Consider the following 16,256-nt stretch of genomic DNA (forward strand, 5'->3'; position numbering starts at 1 on the left):
ACGGAGCCGGTGGCGGACGACAGAGAGAGGCCCGTCGTCGCTAGACTTTGTCTAGCCCGAGCGACCGGACTCCCGCGATCGTGACGAGGACGACGAGCGGGAGGATCACTGCCAGCCCGACGGCGTTCGTAACGATGCCGACGTGGGGGAACTGAGGTATCAGCGCGGAGACATCGAAGAAGTGCCGGACCGCCGCTCGGAGGACGAGGTAGACCAGAGCGCCGATTCCGACGCCTTCGAGCGCGAAGATGAGGATATAGTAGTTCTTCACGACACGGAATTCCGGGACGGGGTTAGTAATGGTCACGGCCAGCTGTCACCGGGCGGAAACGTCTGGCGTCCCGCCGGACGGCGAACGGAAGCGTACGTTTACGGTGTCGAAGCCGATACGTCCGTCCATGATCGCCGCCACCGACGGAACGGAGGGGAACCGATGACGAGAGACGACGACCAGTCGCCCGCCGACCTCCGCGAGGAGGCTGCCAGAGCCGACGAGATCGCCGATGCCCTCGAGGACCTCCTCGCGGAACTGCGCGACGAGGAGATCAAGGACTCGCGACTCGAGGGACTGTTCGACGAGGCGAGTTCGAGCAATCCGAACGTCTGGAACACCGTCACGGCGTTCATCGACGTCGAGGACGGCGAGGCGGTCGTCACCGACGAATCGAAACTGGCACAGGGCAGTTGGGCACCGGAGATCGTCGAGGGCTGTGACACGATGGTCACGCTCGATATCGAGTACGGCATGATGCCGGACGACTTCACGTACATCGTCGGCAAGAAACTGAGTCAGCGGATCGAGGAGTTCCGGGAGCAGGCAAACGAGGCGCGGCAGAAAGCCGGGGACCTCGAGGACGAATCGGCCGACTGACCGCCGGCTTCGGTCAGTCGAGGACGAGTTCTTCTCGCTCGAATCGCTCTTGGTCACCCGTCCGCCAGCGCCACGACCCCACCTCGAGCGGCTCGAGCGAGACGATCAGATACGAGCGATTGGGCCACGTCGCCTGTGCCGTGTCGGTCGCGCTCGGCCGCGGCGGGCCGCGGGGATGGGAGTGATAGAAGCCGACGATGTCCTCGCCCCGGTCCTCGAGCCGATCGAAGATCGCCAACTGCTCCTCGGGTTCGATTTCGTACCGCGTCCGCGACGTCTCGGCGACGTTTTCGGCCGGGTACTGCGACCGCACGCGACTCCGCCCTTCGGGCTCGTACTCGCCGCCGAGGACGCCACAGATTTCCGCGGGCCGGCCCCCGCGGGCGCGCTCGAGAATTGTCTCGCGGATCGCGGTCGGGAGGGTGATCACGAGCTCGGGTCGACCTCGGCTCGAGCGTCTGAATCGGTGGGTTCGCGCTCCGTCTCGAGCGTCTCGAGGGCCTCGAGTTCTCCGAACGGCACTGCGACGTCCGGATCCGGACCGTCGAACCGGTCGGGAGACACGATCGGTGCCAGCGCCTCGAGCGTGTCCACCAGCCGCGGGCCGGGTCGATTGAGGTAGTGGTCGCCGTCCATCGCCCAGACGCGGCCCTCGCGGACCGCCGTCAGTTCGTCCCAGCCGTCGCGGTCAGTCAGGTCGGTCCGGTTCGCCGCGGTCTGCTCGAGGTCGAAGCCACAGGGCGCGGCGATCACGACTTCCGGGTCGTACGCGCGGATGTCGTCCCACTCGCGGGGGCTCGAGGCCTCGCCGACGGCGGCCAGTCCGTACTCGCCGCCGGCCCAGTCGACCAGTTCGGCGGTCCAGTGGCCCGCGATCATGACGGGATCGGTCCAATCGAAGATCGCCACGCGCGGGCGGTCCTCGGCGGTGCGGTCGGCGGTTCGGTTTCGGACCGTTTCGATTCGGGCCTCGAGATCCCGACGAACCGCTCGAGCCCGATCCTCGTACCCGATCGCCCGACCGATCCGCTCGAGATCGTCCAGTACGTCCGCGACGCTGTGTGGATCGGTCGGCACGATTTCCGGATCGGCGTCGATCTTCGCGACGGCGTCCTCGATGACGGCCACGTCGACCGCACAGACGTCGCACATCCCCTGCGTGACGATTACGTCCGGCTCGAGGTCGTCGAGGGTCTCGATATCGACCTCGTAGAGGCCACCCTCGGTGTCGGCCGTCTCGAGCACCTGCTGGTCGATCTCGCCGCTCGAGCCAGCGGCATCGATCGGCGAACTGGTGACGGCGGGTGCGGACGCGGCACTCGGCGGGTAGTCGCACTCGTGGGAGACGCCGACCGGCTCGAGACCGAGCGCGGCGACCGTCTCGGTGGCCGAGGGGAGCGTCGTGACGATTCGCATGGCTCCTCGTAGGGGGCGGGCGACCAAAAACGGCGGCCTCGAGATCGGGATTCATCGACGGCCGTTCAGACGAATGTCTATCCATAGTTTTAATAATCTTACAAAATGGGTGTTTTATATGAGCGTTTTAATTCAAATCGCTGCCCTCGGAACGGTACTACTCGGAGTGGCCTACATCAGTATTCCGCGAAAAATGCACAGCTATAGTTTACACTACGTACTCAGCGACACATTGTCCGTAACCGAAGTCTGGCTCTATCGATTCCTTGGAATCGGACTCGTTGTAATCGGACTACCGCGACTACTGTGAGACAGTCCCCTGCAACAACTCTCCTGTCAGTATTCCTGCGACATATGCTGGCTCCCGGTAGCGCTACTCGGTCGAGACATCCGACAGCGCTCGCTCGAGTTCCCGAACGCCCTCCTTCTCGGTGCGGTCGGGATTCGCCAGTACTCGTACGGGTTGCTCGCCGAGCGAGACGAAGCCGAGATCGAGCCGCTCGGCCGTTTCGCGCAGCCCGAGGCCGGCGTCGGCGTCGCCGGCGATGACCTTCCGGGCGGGGCTTTCGTGGGCGCGCAGGCCGAGATCGAAGCCGTCGATCGCGTCGACGATCTCGTGGCGATCCGATCCGCGGTCTTCGGCGAGGTCGGCCACCGCAGCGCCGAGACTCGAGCGCAGGCCGGAGTCAGTCGTCCGATTGACGAAGCGCAGGTCGCGATCGATCAGGTCCTCGAGGCCCTCGATTTCGTCGGGGTTGCCGGCCCGGACGACCAGTCCCCACTCGCGAGTCCACTGGCCGAGTACCGTTGCGTTGCCCGTATCTTGCTCGAGCGGGCCCGCGGCGACGGCCACGTCCGGGACGCCGTCGCGGAGCCGCCGCAGCCCGGGGCGGCTGCCGACCGAGAGATAGCGCGGGTTCTCGAGGCCGTCGAGCAGTCGCGAAAACGTCGGGTCGTCCTCGCCGACGCCGAACAGCGTCGGCGGCCGGACGTCCGGCGAGAACAGCGTGACCGTCACGGGTTCGCCCGCCTCGAGGTAGTCGGTCTCGGGGCCGACCTCCACGACGCCGTCCGCGTCGGCGAGGCTGGTCGTCGCGCCGCTGCCCTTGTCGACCGGGTAGACGAGCGTCTCGTCGCTTCCGTCCTCGTCGGCGGATTCTCCGCCTCCGTTTCGGGCCGTCTCCGACGGCCCGCTTTCGACCAACCCGACGGGCATGAGCCGGTGGCGACCCTCCTCGTAGCGCTCCTGCCGGGCGAGCCGTCCGGAGACGGTAGCAGCCGCCGGTTCCGGTCTCCCGGCGGCTTCGCGGATCGCCGGCGCGACGAAGGTTCGGAAGACCATCATCGCGGAGACGGGGTAGCCGGGGAGTCCGACGTAGGCGGAGTCGTTCAACCGGCCGATCAACATCGGCTTTCCGGGCTTGACGCTGACGCCGTGGAGCAGCAACTCGCCTTGCTCCTCGATGACTCGGTAGATGACGTCGACCGCGCTCGCGCTAGTCGATCCCGAGGAGAGCACGAGGTCGCACTCGTCGGCCGCGGTCCGGAGGATCCGCTCCATTTCGTCCTGTTCGTCGCCGGCGTGAGGGTAGAGGACGGCGTCCCCGCCCGCGTCTTCGACCCCCGCAGCGATGGTGTAGCTGTTGACGTCGTAGATCTCGCCGCGCTCGCTCTCGAGTTCGTCGCCCGGCCGCACGAGTTCGTCGCCGGTCGAGACGATTCCGACGCGCGGTTTCGCCCGGACCGGCACCTCGTCGATCCCGAGCGCGGACAACAGCCCGATGTCGCGGGGCGTGATCGTCGTCCCGGGCCCGAGTGCGCGCTCGCCCGCAGCCACGTCCGCGCCGGCGAACATGACGTTGTCGCCGGGGGCGACCGCCGTGCGGACCAGGACCTCGTCGCCCCCCGAATCCGTGTCGGTGCGTTCGACGGGTACCATCGCGTCCGCGCCGTCGGGCATCACCGCGCCCGTCGAGATTTCGGCGGCCTGTCCTGCCTCGAGCGCCACGTCGGGCTTCTCGCCGGCGTGGACCTCGCCGACGATGTCGAGGCGAGCGGGATCAACCTCGTCCGCGCCGAACGTGTCCCGTGCCCGGAGCGCGTAGCCGTCCAGACTCGCCCGGTCGAAGCCGGGCACGTCGAGTTCGGCGTCGAGTCGCGCCACGAGCACCCGGCCACGCGCGTCCTCGAGCGGGACGCGCTCGATACCGCCCTCGAGGGCCAGCGAGTCGATCGCTGCGCGGGCCTCGTCGGGGGTCGCGAGATCGCGGAACTCCTTGCGGTTCATACCGGCCCTTCGGCCGCCGCGGCTAAAAACGTCGGTCGATTTGGGCCGTCGTCCGCCACCGCGGTCCACGCTCCGCCCGCTCTCACTACTCTGTGTCGTGTTCCCGTACGACAATAATTAAGCGTCCGCCCGAAGAGGTGCGAGCCATGTCACGGCTGTCCGAGACCGACCGCGAGCGTATCGCCGATCTCTTCGATCGCCACCTCGAGGTCGGCCTCCATCACGGTGCACAGCTGGCCGTCTACGTCGACGGCGAGTCCGTGATCGACCTCGCGGGCGGCGTCGCAGCGCCCGACGGCCCCGCGGAGACCCGCGAGACGCGACACGTCCTCTTCTCGAGTACGAAACCCTACGCCGGGGTCACGTTGCACTCGCTCGTCGAGGAGGGCAAACTCGCGTACGACGACCGCGTGGTCGACCACTGGCCCGAGTTCGCCGACGAGGGAACCGAGAAGGCCGAGATAACGGTGCGACAGGTGCTCAGTCACACATCGGGGCTCAACCGGGGCGAGATCGACGACCGGCCCGACCTCTGGGGCGACTGGGACGCCGTCGTCGAGCACCTCGAGGCGATGGAGCCGAACTTCCCGCCGGGCGAGGTCCCGGCCTACCACGCGCTCACCTTCGGCTGGCTGGTCGGCGAACTCGTCCGCCGCGTGTCGGGCACGCCGATCGAGGACGCCGCCGCAGAGCATGTCTTCGATCCGCTCGGGCTAGACGACACCGGTATCGGTCTCCGGGAGAACGAGGACGACGACATCGCGACGCTGGTCGGCTTCGACCCGTTCGACCGCTGTCGTGACCCCGGCGAGGGCCTCGGGGACAACGCCGAGGTCGCCGCGCCGTTCAACTCCGAGGAGATCCACCGCGCCGTGATCCCCGCCGCCAACGGCATCGGGACCGCCGGCGATATGGCCCGGTTCTACGCCTGTCTCGCGAACGACGGCGAACTCGAGGGAACTCGGGTCCTCGAGCCAGAGACCGTCGAGGAGATGACGCAGGTACAGGCCGAGACGGAGTCCGACGGCACGATCGGCCGGGAAGCCCGGTTCGCGCTCGGGTTCTGGAAGGGCGGCACCACGGTCGCGCCGTACGGCTCGCTCCCCCCCGACCGCGCGTTCGGCCACGCCGGCCTCGGGAGCAGCGTCGGCTGGGCCGACCCCGCGGAGAACATCGGGTTTGCCTACGTGACGAACGGTGTGCGGGAAGGTTCCTACGAACACGTCGCCCGCGTGAACGCGCTGGCCGATGCGGTTCGGCAGGCGCTCGAGTGATCCAAACGCCGTCTCCCCTTCTCCGAGTACGCTGACCAAACGGTGATACGTCATCCGTTCCTACCTCACCTATGGCGGATTTCGGGACGGCCGCACTGCGCTTCATTCAACTGTACGGCCCGATCGCACTGTTGGTCTTTACGTTCCTCGAGACCTCGATGTTGTTCCCGTTCTTTCCGAGCGAGGTCGTCGTCCCGGCCGCGGCCGCGCTGTTGATCGTCGATCCAATTTCGTTTCTCGTCTTCGTCGCGGCGGCGACCGTCGGCGGGACCGTCGGAGCCTTCGTCCCGTTCTACGCGTTTCGCGGCCCCGGCTCGCGCGGACTCGGCCGACTCCGGGAGCGGATCAACGTCTCCGAGGACGCGACCGAACGCGGCCGGCAGTGGTTCCGCCGCTGGGGACAGTCGTCGGTCTTTTGGGGCCGATTCCTGCCGGCGTTGCGATCCGTCGTCTCCATCCCGGCGGCGCTCGCCGGCATGTCGCCGGCCCGGTTCGGCGTCTACACGGCAGCGGGCACCGTCCTGTTCTACGCAGCCGTCGGCGCGGTCGTCTACTACGGGCGACAGCGATCGCTCTTCGCCGCCGCCGGCTCCGTCGCCGCCGAGCGGCCGGTCCTCGCCGTAACGATCGCGGCCGTGGTCCTCGTAGCGGGGTTCCTGATCGTCACGCGACACCGACGAAAAGAACGAGGCTACTAGCTCAGGCGTTCGGTTCCCAGTCCTCGACGGCGACCGTTTCCCCGGCCGGAATCCCCTCGCGGTCGTCGTCGACGACCACCCAGCCGTCGGCCAGTGCGACGCTCGAGAGAACACCCGACCCGCTCGCTCGGGTCGGAATCGCCGCGTACGCGGGTTCGTCGCCGCCTGGTTCCGCCCCGTCGCCGTCGCGTTCCTCGAGTCGCACCCGTGCGAACGTCCGCGTGCCGGGCTCGCTCGGGATCTTGCGCTCGAGTCGGGCCCGCGTAGTCGGGTGGGGGTCGGAGGTCGTTCCCTCGAGCCAGCGCAGGACCGGCCGGAGGAACTGGACGGCGTTGACGATACAGGCGACGGGATACCCCGGCAGTGCGAGGACGGGCGTCTCCTCGACGATTCCGAGACAGACGGGGTGGCCGGGTTTGAGTCCGACGCCGTGGACGAGCACCTCGCCGAGATCGTCGATCACCTCCGGGAGCAGGTCGCGCTCGCCGACGCTCGAGCCGCCGGTCGTGACGACCACGTCCTTCGTCAGGTCCCGCTGGATCGCCACGCGAAGCGACTCGGGATCGTCGGTGACCACGTCGCGGTACGTCGCGCGAGCGTCCCAGCGCTGGGCCAGCCGCGAGACGGTGAGCCCGTTGGTTTCGACCACCTCTCCGGGGTCGGGATCGCCCGCGACGAGTTCCTCGCCCGTCGGAATCACGCCGACCGTGGGCTGTCGGGCGACCGCGACGCGGCCGTAGCCCGCCGACCGCAACAGTCCCAGATCCGACGGCCGGAGCCGGTGGCCCGCGTCGTAGAGGTGTTGGCCCTCTTCGATGTCCTCGCCGACGGGCGCGACGTTTTCCCCCTCCGCGATCGCGTCCTCGACCTCGAGTTCGCCCGCCGACTCGAGTTCGGTGACCCGCTCGATCATGACGACGCCGTCGGCCCCCTCGGGGAGCGCGCTGCCGGTGTGGACCCGCGCGGCCGTCCCGGGGTCGATACGGTCGGCCGTGGCGTGCTCGTCGCCGGATTCGGCCGGTTCGGCGATGCGCAACACCTCCGGCGACCGGTCGCTGGCCCCGAACGTGTCCGCGGCCCGAACGGCGTAGCCGTCCATCGCCGCCCGCTCGTAGTGGGGCACGTCTCGAGCGGACGTGACGGGGGCGGCGAGGACGCGGCCGTCCGCGCGGTCGACGTCGACGGTCTCGGTCCCGCAGGGGACGTCCGCGTCGGCGTCGCCACTCCCCTCGACTGCGTCCCGCAAGATCCGGCGCGCCTCGTCGACCGGCGTCCGAACCTTGAACCCGGCTTCCGTCCGTTCGCGGTCGGCACCTTCCATACCCTGAATCGGGTCGCCGGAGGCCAAAAGCGTGGGGGAACCCGTCGACCGGGTACTCAATTTGAGGAGGCCGCAGCGAGTCGAATTGCCACGGAGGTGGCTCGCTGGGGACATAGCCCACTAGCGGCGGTGGTTCTTTATATGTCGTTGCATAATATCGAACAGTGTCCGAAGAATCGAAACGAAGTATAACTGTCTGTATCGATCCGTACCCCGGTGGCGAAATCGACATTTTCCGGAGCAAAACAGCGGACGATGTCCTCCGGTTGTTAGTCGACGCCCACGAGACGGAGTTTACGATTCCGGAACTCGTCGACGCGACTGGGGCTGCTCGCTCGACCGTCTGGCGAGCGGTCGACTTGCTCGACGGCATCGGCGTCGTCTGCGTTCGAGAGACTCCGCAACGAAATTACGTCTCGATCGACCCCCACCGGTTGCGAAAGGACGATCCAGTGCTCGCCGTCGAACAACCCGAGTTCCACGAGCCGATCCGCGCGTTCGTCGACCGGGTTCGACGGGCGGTCGCCGACGCCGACGATGTCGATGAAATCTGTGGCATCATCCTCTTCGGAAGCGTCGCTCGAGGCGAGGCCGACAGGCGGAGCGACATCGATCTGTTCGTCGTCGTCGACGGGGACCGGACGAGCGCGCGGCGACTCGTGGCGGGCGTGGTCGCCGACCTCGGTGACCGACGATTCGACGGGGACCGATTCGATTTCGAGCCGTCCGTCGAATCGATAGAGAGCACGCGGCGTGCCGGGTCGAAAGTTCGAGAGATCTTTTCGGAGGGAATCACGGTATACGGTGATAGCCGCCTTCAGACGATTCGAAAGGCGGTGTTCGCCGATGAGTAACTCGCGGATCGAACAGTTGACCGACGATGTCCAAGCCGCGTTCGATCGGCGACCGACAGAGATCGAATCCGGTCTCGACGTCGAAGACGCTGCGCTCCTCCAACTTCGGAAGGGGTGCCGACTGCTCGCCGGTGCTAAAGCGCTTCGCAAGGCGGAATACTATACGCTCGTCATCGAAGCATCGTTCGTCGCGATCGAACGAACGGTCGAGTTTCGCCTCCTCGAGCGCGGAACAATCCAACCCGACGACTTGCCGGGCACGCATCCCGGCGTGTATCGAGAAGCCGCCGCGATCGGCGTCTTTTCCGAGTCCGTCGCCGCGGACCTCGCAGATCTATGGCGAGAACACAGAGCGAAGACGTACTATCAGGACGGTCTCGCGACAGCAGACCGCGCCGAGAAACTGTATACGCTCGCCACTGAAATCCATTCCTTCGTCATCGGTCGCTCTTCGCACGGCCACGAGTGTCGCTGTGAGCCCCCGGCATAACACGCACCGGATCGATTCCGATACCGTCTCACTCGAGCGGCGAGTCCGAACGTGCTGTTTCACCGCTCTACTCGAGCGATCGACGACTCGCCGCGACCGCGGCCTTTTTCGTATCGGCGTTCGAACCAGTATCTATGTCAGCGCTCCGCGACGCGTTGCGGGACCTCTCCGATGACGTCTTTTTCGATCTGCTCGAGAGCGAGGACGCCTACCTGCTCGTGCTCGACGTGCCCGGCGTCTCCGCCGAGTCGCTCGACCTCGCGATCGAAGAGGGAGAGATATCCATCGACGCCCACCGCGACAAAGAGCCCACGGGTGACTACCGCTACCTCGAGGAGAACCGCTCGCTCTTTCTCGACGTCGACCTCCCGCTGCCCGACGACGCCTCCGATGCCGGGGCCGAGGCGACGGTCAACCGCGGCGTCCTCGAGGTGACCCTCCCGAAACGCGGCGCGGGTGAGGAGACGACGATCGATATCGTCGACGAGGACGCCTAACGCGGGGTGACCGAGGCTGGCCTCCCTCCGCGCCTATAAGCGGTTCGTCGTCGTCGCGTGGCAGTTCCTCCCGCTGTTGCTCGCCTACGCCCGCGACCGGCGGCGTTTCCTGCTGTTCGGCCGGCGCCGGCAGGTCGATTCCGAGACGCACCGCCACCGGGCCGAAGTCCTGCTCGAGTCGCTGCTGACGCTGGGGCCGACCTTCATCAAACTCGGCCAGTTGCTGTCGACCCGCCCGGACGTGCTCCCGCCGGCGTACATCGACGTGCTCGCGTCGCTGCAAGACGACGTGCCGCCGGCCCCCTGGCCCGGGGCGAAACGGGTGCTCGAGGCGGAACTCGGCCCCGTCGACGAGCGATTCGCGGAATTCGACACCGAGCCGATCAGCGGCGCGAGTCTGGGACAGGTCTATCGGGCCCGTCTCGATCCCGACGCCGAGACGGGAGACGGTGACGGCGTCGAGGGCGATGCAGCGGCGACCCCTATCGACGGCGAACGGAGCCGCGACGTCGCCGTGAAGGTCCGCCGACCGGACATCGAGGCCCTCGTTCGGGCCGATCTGCGCGTCATCAAGTGGTCGCTACCGATCTTGCTGTACTTCGTCGACGACGCCCGGTCGTTCTCGCTCGAGAATTTGGCCGAGGAGTTCTCGAAGACCATCCGCGAGGAGATGGACTACGAGCGCGAGGCCGAGATGCTCGCCGAGATCAGGGGCAACTTCGCGGGAGACGATCGCTTCCTGATCCCCGACGTGATCGAGAGCCACTCCAGCCCGCGCGTGCTCACGATGGAGTACGTCGAGGGGACGAAGATCAACGATGTCGAGGCACTCGAGCGCAAGGGGATCGACCGGACCACGATCGCGGAGAACTTGGAGCGGTCGTACCTGCAGATGATCATGGACGACGGGGTCTTTCACGCCGATCCGCATCCGGGCAACCTCGCGGTGACCGACGACGAGCGGATCGTCTTCTACGACTTCGGGATGTCCGGTCGGGTCGATCCGTTCGTCCAAGAGAAGATCGTCGACTTCTACATCGCCGTCGCCAACCAAGATATCGACGGCATCCTCGACGCGCTCGTCGAGATCGGCACGCTGTCCCCCGACGCCGACCGCGGCGTGATGGCCGAGGTGATGGAGATCGCCATTCAGGACGCCCGCGGCGAGGACGTCGAGCAGTACCGCGTCAACCAGATCGTCGGCCAGATCGAGGACTCGATCTACGAGTTCCCGCTCCGACTCCCGAAGAACCTCGCGCTCGTGTTGCGTGTCGCGACCGTTGTCGAAGGCGTCTGCGTCACGTTAGACGAGGACTTCGACTTCATCTCGGTCGCGACCGACTACCTGACCGAGCAGGGGTATCGCGAGGAGTCGATCCGGCAGTACATAGACGAGACGGGCCGACAGCTCCGTCGGACCGGCGAGTCGCTGACCAGACTCGCACCCAAGGCCGAGCGGGCGCTCGACCGGCTCGACCGCGACGACCTCCACGTCCGCATCGGCGTCGAAGACTCGGCGGATGTCTTCGAAGACCTCGCCAAGCGGCTGGTCTACGGCATGTTGCTCACGATGTCGCTGTTCTCGATGGGCGTCCTCTACGCGCTCGAGGCACCGAGAGCGTCGGTCGTCGCGGCGGTCGTTGCGGTGTTCGTGACGATCCAGCTCTACCGATCCTTCCGCTCGCCGACATCGATCGGGACGCGACCGCAGTTCACGCGACAAAATCTGCGCCAGCGCCGCGACGAGTGACGACATACAGTTCATCGCCGACTGAATATCGCCGCGAGCGGAGTATCCATTCCATTACAATGTCCGATGTGCCGGTTCGGACGAGTAATGCCGACAGTACTGCTCGCGAATCCCAACGCCGAGGTCGTCAGTCGGGACGAGCGCCAGTGGATCCTCTGTGGAACGCACGCGCACGAACTCCGCGCGGAGATCGACGCCGGAGCGGATTTCGAGGCGGTCAAAGCACTCCACGACTCGCTGCCCGGTGAGGGAACGATCGTCGTCCTCTCATCTCGCGCGGACGAGCCGACGATACGCGCCCACCGCGGCATCACGTCGGCCTACGAGGTGTTCTACTGTCTCGACTCGAGCGGCGAGCCGGTCCTCACCGACCTATTTCGGAACGCCCTCGCCCGACTCGAGCCCGCCGACCGGACGGTTCCGGACCGGGCGAAGGCCGACCACCTGCTCTACCGGACGACGCCGATCGACTCCTACGTCGAGCGGATCCACCGCCTCGGCCACGGCGAGACGCTCGCGTGGACGCCCGGGGAGACCACGCCCCGAACCGAACTGACGGAGACCCTCGAGCCCGAGCCCGATCTCTCTCCCACGAGCGCACACGACCGGCTCGACGAGGTGTTGTCGGCGGTCTGTGCCCCGATCGCGGACGACGCCTCGCTCATGCTCTCCGGCGGGGTCGATTCGACCGTCCTCGAGCCCTACCTGACGAATCCGACCGAGAGCGTCACCGGCGCCTTCGACACGCCCGAACTCGAGTTCGAACGGGAGTACGCCGACCGCGCGAACGACCTCGTCGAGACCGACCGCGAGGTCGTCGAAATGTCGGAATCCTCGTATCTCGAGCGGCTCGAGGCGGCCGTCGACGCGCTGGGGATGCCGCCCCACCAGCTCCAGACGCCGACGTTCGACGGGATCTACCGCGAGTTCGAGGGCAACGACACGCTCGTCAGCGGGCAGGTCGCGGACGCCGTCTTCGGCCTCGGCGGCTCGCTCGAGGTCGCTCGCAAAGTCTGGATGACACGCCATCTCGGGTACGTTCCGCCGGTCGTCGCGAAACTGCAGCAACACCGGGACGTGCTCGAACGGCTCCGGCGGCATCCGTCCGATCCCGACGGGCAGGGGCTCCAGTTCGCGGTCTACACCGACGTGCCCTCCGTCGTCGAGACGATCGGTCGCCGACAGTACGAGCGACGACAGCGCGAGCGCTACGAGTACGCGATGGACCGCGTTCCCGACGCCAGCGGGGACAGCTACGCACAGCACGTCCACGTCGGGCAGTGGATCGACTTCTTCTGTGAAGACGCCGTCACCGTCTGGCGGCAGGCCGGCCTCGCGCGGGGCTGTGAGATGTACACGCCGTTCGCGGGCAAGGCGGTCGCCGAACTCGCGCTCGGGCTCTCCTCGCCCGAACGCTACGTCCGCGACGGCGAGCCCAAACACGTCCCGAAGCGGCTGCTCGGCGAGTGGTACCCCGAGTACGACCGGAGCAAGCCGAAGGGCAACGGCAACTTCCCGGCCGATCGATTCCTCTCGACGGGCCCGCTCGCGTCCGTCTTCGACCGCTACGACGTTCCCGAGTTCGCACCGGACATCTCCGGCGAGATCGTCGACCACTCGCCCGGCCTCGCGTGGAATTTGGCCGGCTACGCCGTCTGGCGCGACCGCGTCCTCCGAGCGGACGACCTCGAGCCGGTCTCTCATACTCGGACCGTGTCGGTGCCCTCGAGCGCGCCGCGGTCTCCGGGAGAGACAGTCTAACCGACCGAGCCCAGATTCCTCCGTGCGTGCGTCTCGAGACCGCTGAGAGTCGAGTCGGCCGACCCGTTTCGCACCGGCCGCGGCGGCCCCGAGCTTCTTTCCACGCCGGGGTCGAACGACCGGTATGGAGTACGAGGCAATCGCCGACCTGCCGCTGACGATCGAGGAGGTGTCGACCGACCGCCTCGAGCGCGAGACCTCGAGCGAGTTCACCCGCGTCACGACGGAGATTTCGCTAACAGGACCGGCATCGAGCGGCGACGGAACGGCGACCGGCCGCGGCGAGGACGTGACCTACGAAACCGAAGACCACGACCGGTTGGCGGAGTCGGGGCTGCCCGACCTGACCGGCGAGTGGACGATCGACTCGTTTTCCTCGCGGCTCGCCGACCTTGATCTCTTTCCCGGCGGTGCGCCCGACCGCGAGGTCTTTCGAAACTATCGACGGTGGAGCCTCGAGAGCGCCGCGCTGGACCTCGCGCTCCGGCAGGCTGACACCGACCTCGGGAGCGAACTGGGCCGAACGGCCGATCCCGTCCGGTTCGTCGCCAGCACCCGACTCGGCGAGCCGCCGACGACCGACAGACTCGAGTCGTTGCGCGAGCGGGTGCCCGACCTCGAGTTCAAGCTCGATCCCATCCCGGCGTGGGACGCAGAGTTGGTGGCGGCCATCGGCGAGACCGTCGGGACCGACGCGGTCCGCATCCTCGATCTGAAGGGGCGGTACGAGGGAACGGAGGTGGACGTGCCAGCCGATCCGGACCTGTACGAGCGAGTGCTCGAGGCATTCCCCGAGGCCGTGATCGAGGATCCGGCGCTGACCGACGAGACGCGGCCGCTGTTCGAGGACTCCGCTGTTAGGTCCCGTGTCTCGTGGGACGCCCCGATTCACGGGATTGCGGACATCGAGGCGCTGCCGTGGGAGCCCGACTGGCTGAATATCAAACCCTCGCGCTTCGGCTCGCTCGAGTCGCTGTGCGAGACGATCGCCTACTGCGACGAGCGCGACGTGCGACTGTACGGCGGCGGCCAGTTCGAACTCGGCGTCGGCCGCGGCCAGATCCAGCGGCTGGCGTCGCTTTGCTATCCCGACGGACCGAACGACGTGGCGCCGCGGGCGTACAACGACCCCGATGTCGGAGACGGCTTACCGCGGAGTCCGCTGGAGTTGTCGACGGAGTCCGTCGGATTCCGCTGAGAACGGTCGCGCCGGGTCTCTACTGGCCTTTGGTTCAAAAGAGGGCTTGGAGTATCGGAACGGTGACTCGAGGCGCTCGTCGGTGCCGCCGGCGTCGATACCGTCGTACGTAGCCAGTAGACTTTCGGGTTTCGGACTGTTTCGAAGAAGTCCGGGGTGGACTGGATGGATGTGAGTTCTGCGGTCCAGCCTGGATGTGAGTTTTTCACCCGGACATTCGTCCGGTTGCAGCCTCCAGATGAAAAGGATGAGGGTTTCGTCAATCTGCGAATCGCTGCACTGCGCCGAGTCGGATCGGCGCCTGAACCGGCCCTGTTAGCACATCGAACGCACGCCAGCGGCCATTCCAAACGGTTTATGCACGTCGATTGATTACGCCGGGACATGGCGAAACAGCAGACCGAAGTTCGCGAACTCCAGGAAGGAAGCTACGTCATGATCGATGACACGCCGTGTAAGATCAACGCTTACTCGACGGCGAAGCCGGGCAAACACGGCAGCGCCAAGGCTCGTGTTGAGGCCGAGGGCGTCTTCGACGGCAAGAAGCGCTCGCTCTCCCAGCCGGTCGACGCGAAGATTTGGGTCCCGATCATCGAGCGGAAAAACGGACAGGTCGTCTCCGTCGACGGCAACGACATGCAGGTCATGGACCTCGAGACCTACGAGACGATCACGATGCGCATCCCCGACGACATCGATGTCTCCCCCGACGAGAACATCGAGTACCTCGAGATGGAAGACCAGCGAAAGATCGTCTGATGTTTCCCGGGGCGACCGACGACGGCGAGGCGACCGACACGGCCGATCGATCCACCCGTGACGGCGCGAACTTCGTGGTCGTCGGTGCGCCCCTGGACGCAACGACGACCTTTCAGCCGGGGACCCGATTCGGTCCCCGACGGATCCGTTCTCTCGCCGAACCGTTCGACGATTACGACTCCCGAACGGACCAGCACTTTTCGACCCTCAGCGTCGCCGACCGCGGCGACGTTCGGGCGTGGAACGACGTTCCAGAGTACCTCGAGTACCTTGCAAGCACCCTGCGGGAGGCCGTCTGGAACGACGCCGTCCCGCTGATGCTGGGGGGCGAACACACCGTCTCCCTCGCAGGCGTCCGCGCGGTCGAACCCGAGGTGTTCGTCTGTCTCGATGCCCACCTCGACCTGTACGACGCCTACGACGGGAATCCGCTCTCCCACGCCGCCGTCACCCGGCGCATCCTCGAGGACGTCGACGCCGTCGAGGAGGTCGTTCTCCTCGGCGCTCGCACCGGCAGCGAGACCGAGTGGGAGCGCGCCGCTGCGGACGACGTGACCGTCGTTCCGCCCGAGGCGGTGGGCGAGTGGTCGCCCGGCGACCGACTCGCGGACCGCGAGGTCTACCTGAGCGTCGACATCGACGCCGCCGACCCCGGATACGCGCCGGGAACCGGGACGATGGAGCCGTTCGGCCTCGAGCCCCGCGAACTCCGCGACGTGGTGCGCGAAGTGGCACCCCACGCCGGCGGGTTCGACGTGGTCGAGGTCAACGACCGCGACGACGGCCAGACGGCCGCGCTGGCCGCGAAGCTGGTTCGAGAGTTCGTCTTTTCGCACGCGGACGGGTGACATCGGCTCGTTCTTCGGCGGTGTACTGCCGTGGCGCGTGCTGAGCGACAGGTCGTCAGTGCGAGCGGTGACTGAAAGGAACCGCGAGTCGAGGGCGACCTGTCGCACAACCCCACGCGAGGGATGAGCGAACGCCGGTAGGCGTGAGCGAATCGGTTGGGGAGGGCGTGGCGATCCCCTGTTGCCACGATAGCAGAACAGCCTTTCCGGACTACCGTCTCCCCACGAACTC

The 16,256-nt window shown here is 66.9% G+C and carries 16 protein-coding genes; 11 read left to right on the plus strand and 5 right to left on the minus strand.

Annotated features, from left to right (window positions below; genetic code table 11):
- Nucleotides 1–40: 40 nt before the first annotated feature.
- Complete coding sequence (locus tag FEJ81_RS02540) at nt 41–271, minus strand: hypothetical protein (RefSeq protein WP_138243791.1); 231 nt, start codon at nt 269–271, stop codon at nt 41–43.
- A 162-nt stretch (nt 272–433) separates the two neighbouring features.
- On the opposite strand from FEJ81_RS02540, the gene FEJ81_RS02545 reads away from it, so the two are divergent.
- The gene (locus tag FEJ81_RS02545) at nt 434–871 is read left to right on the plus strand and encodes a hypothetical protein (RefSeq protein ID WP_138243792.1); all 438 of its coding nucleotides are present in this window, start codon (nt 434–436) and stop codon (nt 869–871) included.
- Nucleotides 872–884: 13 nt separating this feature from the next.
- Here the strand turns inward: FEJ81_RS02545 and FEJ81_RS02550 are convergent, their stop codons facing one another.
- From FEJ81_RS02550 to FEJ81_RS02560, 3 genes are all read right to left on the minus strand, one after another.
- Entirely contained in the window at nt 885–1,301 is a 417-nt protein-coding gene (locus tag FEJ81_RS02550; RefSeq protein ID WP_138243793.1) for a desampylase, read from the minus strand.
- Entirely contained in the window at nt 1,298–2,287 is a 990-nt protein-coding gene (locus FEJ81_RS02555; RefSeq protein WP_138243794.1) for a cobalamin-binding protein, read from the minus strand. Before FEJ81_RS02555 ends, FEJ81_RS02550 begins: the two co-directional genes overlap by 4 nt.
- Before the next feature lie 373 nt (nt 2,288–2,660).
- The gene (locus FEJ81_RS02560) at nt 2,661–4,574 is read right to left on the minus strand and encodes a molybdopterin biosynthesis protein (RefSeq protein WP_138243795.1); all 1,914 of its coding nucleotides are present in this window, start codon (nt 4,572–4,574) and stop codon (nt 2,661–2,663) included.
- A 146-nt stretch (nt 4,575–4,720) separates the two neighbouring features.
- Here FEJ81_RS02560 and FEJ81_RS02565 point away from each other — a divergent pair, with 146 nt between their 5' ends.
- The gene (locus FEJ81_RS02565) at nt 4,721–5,848 is read left to right on the plus strand and encodes a serine hydrolase domain-containing protein (RefSeq protein WP_138243796.1); all 1,128 of its coding nucleotides are present in this window, start codon (nt 4,721–4,723) and stop codon (nt 5,846–5,848) included.
- A 71-nt stretch (nt 5,849–5,919) separates the two neighbouring features.
- Nucleotides 5,920–6,546 (plus strand): DedA family protein, encoded by a 627-nt coding sequence (locus FEJ81_RS02570; protein ID WP_138243797.1) that lies wholly within the window; start codon nt 5,920–5,922, stop codon nt 6,544–6,546.
- A 1-nt stretch (nt 6,547) separates the two neighbouring features.
- Here the strand turns inward: FEJ81_RS02570 and FEJ81_RS02575 are convergent, their stop codons facing one another.
- Nucleotides 6,548–7,867, minus strand: a complete 1,320-nt coding sequence (locus tag FEJ81_RS02575; RefSeq protein ID WP_138243798.1) for a molybdopterin molybdotransferase MoeA — start codon at nt 7,865–7,867, stop codon at nt 6,548–6,550.
- 164 nt (nt 7,868–8,031) lie between these two features.
- Between FEJ81_RS02575 and FEJ81_RS02580 the strand changes: the two genes are divergently transcribed.
- From FEJ81_RS02580 to speB, 8 genes are all read left to right on the plus strand, one after another.
- Nucleotides 8,032–8,721 carry a nucleotidyltransferase domain-containing protein gene (locus FEJ81_RS02580; protein WP_138243799.1) on the plus strand — a complete coding sequence of 230 codons (690 nt, stop codon included), beginning with the start codon at nt 8,032–8,034 and terminating at the stop codon, nt 8,719–8,721.
- Nucleotides 8,714–9,211, plus strand: a complete 498-nt coding sequence (locus tag FEJ81_RS02585; RefSeq protein ID WP_138243800.1) for a hypothetical protein — start codon at nt 8,714–8,716, stop codon at nt 9,209–9,211. The genes FEJ81_RS02580 and FEJ81_RS02585 overlap by 8 nt, the downstream gene beginning before the upstream one ends.
- Nucleotides 9,212–9,345: 134 nt before the next feature.
- Nucleotides 9,346–9,708, plus strand: a complete 363-nt coding sequence (locus tag FEJ81_RS02590) for an Hsp20/alpha crystallin family protein (RefSeq protein ID WP_138243801.1) — start codon at nt 9,346–9,348, stop codon at nt 9,706–9,708.
- Between the two features lie 76 nt (nt 9,709–9,784).
- Nucleotides 9,785–11,458: an ABC1 kinase family protein gene (locus tag FEJ81_RS02595; RefSeq protein WP_138243802.1), complete on the plus strand. Its 1,674-nt coding sequence runs from the start codon at nt 9,785–9,787 to the stop codon at nt 11,456–11,458.
- An 87-nt stretch (nt 11,459–11,545) separates the two neighbouring features.
- Nucleotides 11,546–13,219: an asparagine synthase-related protein gene (locus tag FEJ81_RS02600; RefSeq protein ID WP_138243803.1), complete on the plus strand. Its 1,674-nt coding sequence runs from the start codon at nt 11,546–11,548 to the stop codon at nt 13,217–13,219.
- Nucleotides 13,220–13,343: 124 nt separating this feature from the next.
- The gene (locus FEJ81_RS02605; RefSeq protein WP_138243804.1) at nt 13,344–14,417 is read left to right on the plus strand and encodes an enolase-like domain-containing protein; all 1,074 of its coding nucleotides are present in this window, start codon (nt 13,344–13,346) and stop codon (nt 14,415–14,417) included.
- Nucleotides 14,418–14,801: 384 nt separating this feature from the next.
- Entirely contained in the window at nt 14,802–15,176 is a 375-nt protein-coding gene (locus tag FEJ81_RS02610) for a translation initiation factor IF-5A (RefSeq protein ID WP_138243805.1), read from the plus strand.
- On the plus strand, nt 15,176–16,024 hold the full coding sequence (gene speB, locus FEJ81_RS02615) for an agmatinase (protein ID WP_138243806.1): 849 nt from the start codon (nt 15,176–15,178) through the stop codon (nt 16,022–16,024). Before FEJ81_RS02610 ends, speB begins: the two co-directional genes overlap by 1 nt.
- Nucleotides 16,025–16,256: the final 232 nt, after the last annotated feature.

The sequence above is a fragment of the Natrinema versiforme genome (assembly GCF_005576615.1).
GTDB classification, from domain to species: domain Archaea; phylum Halobacteriota; class Halobacteria; order Halobacteriales; family Natrialbaceae; genus Natrinema; species Natrinema versiforme_A.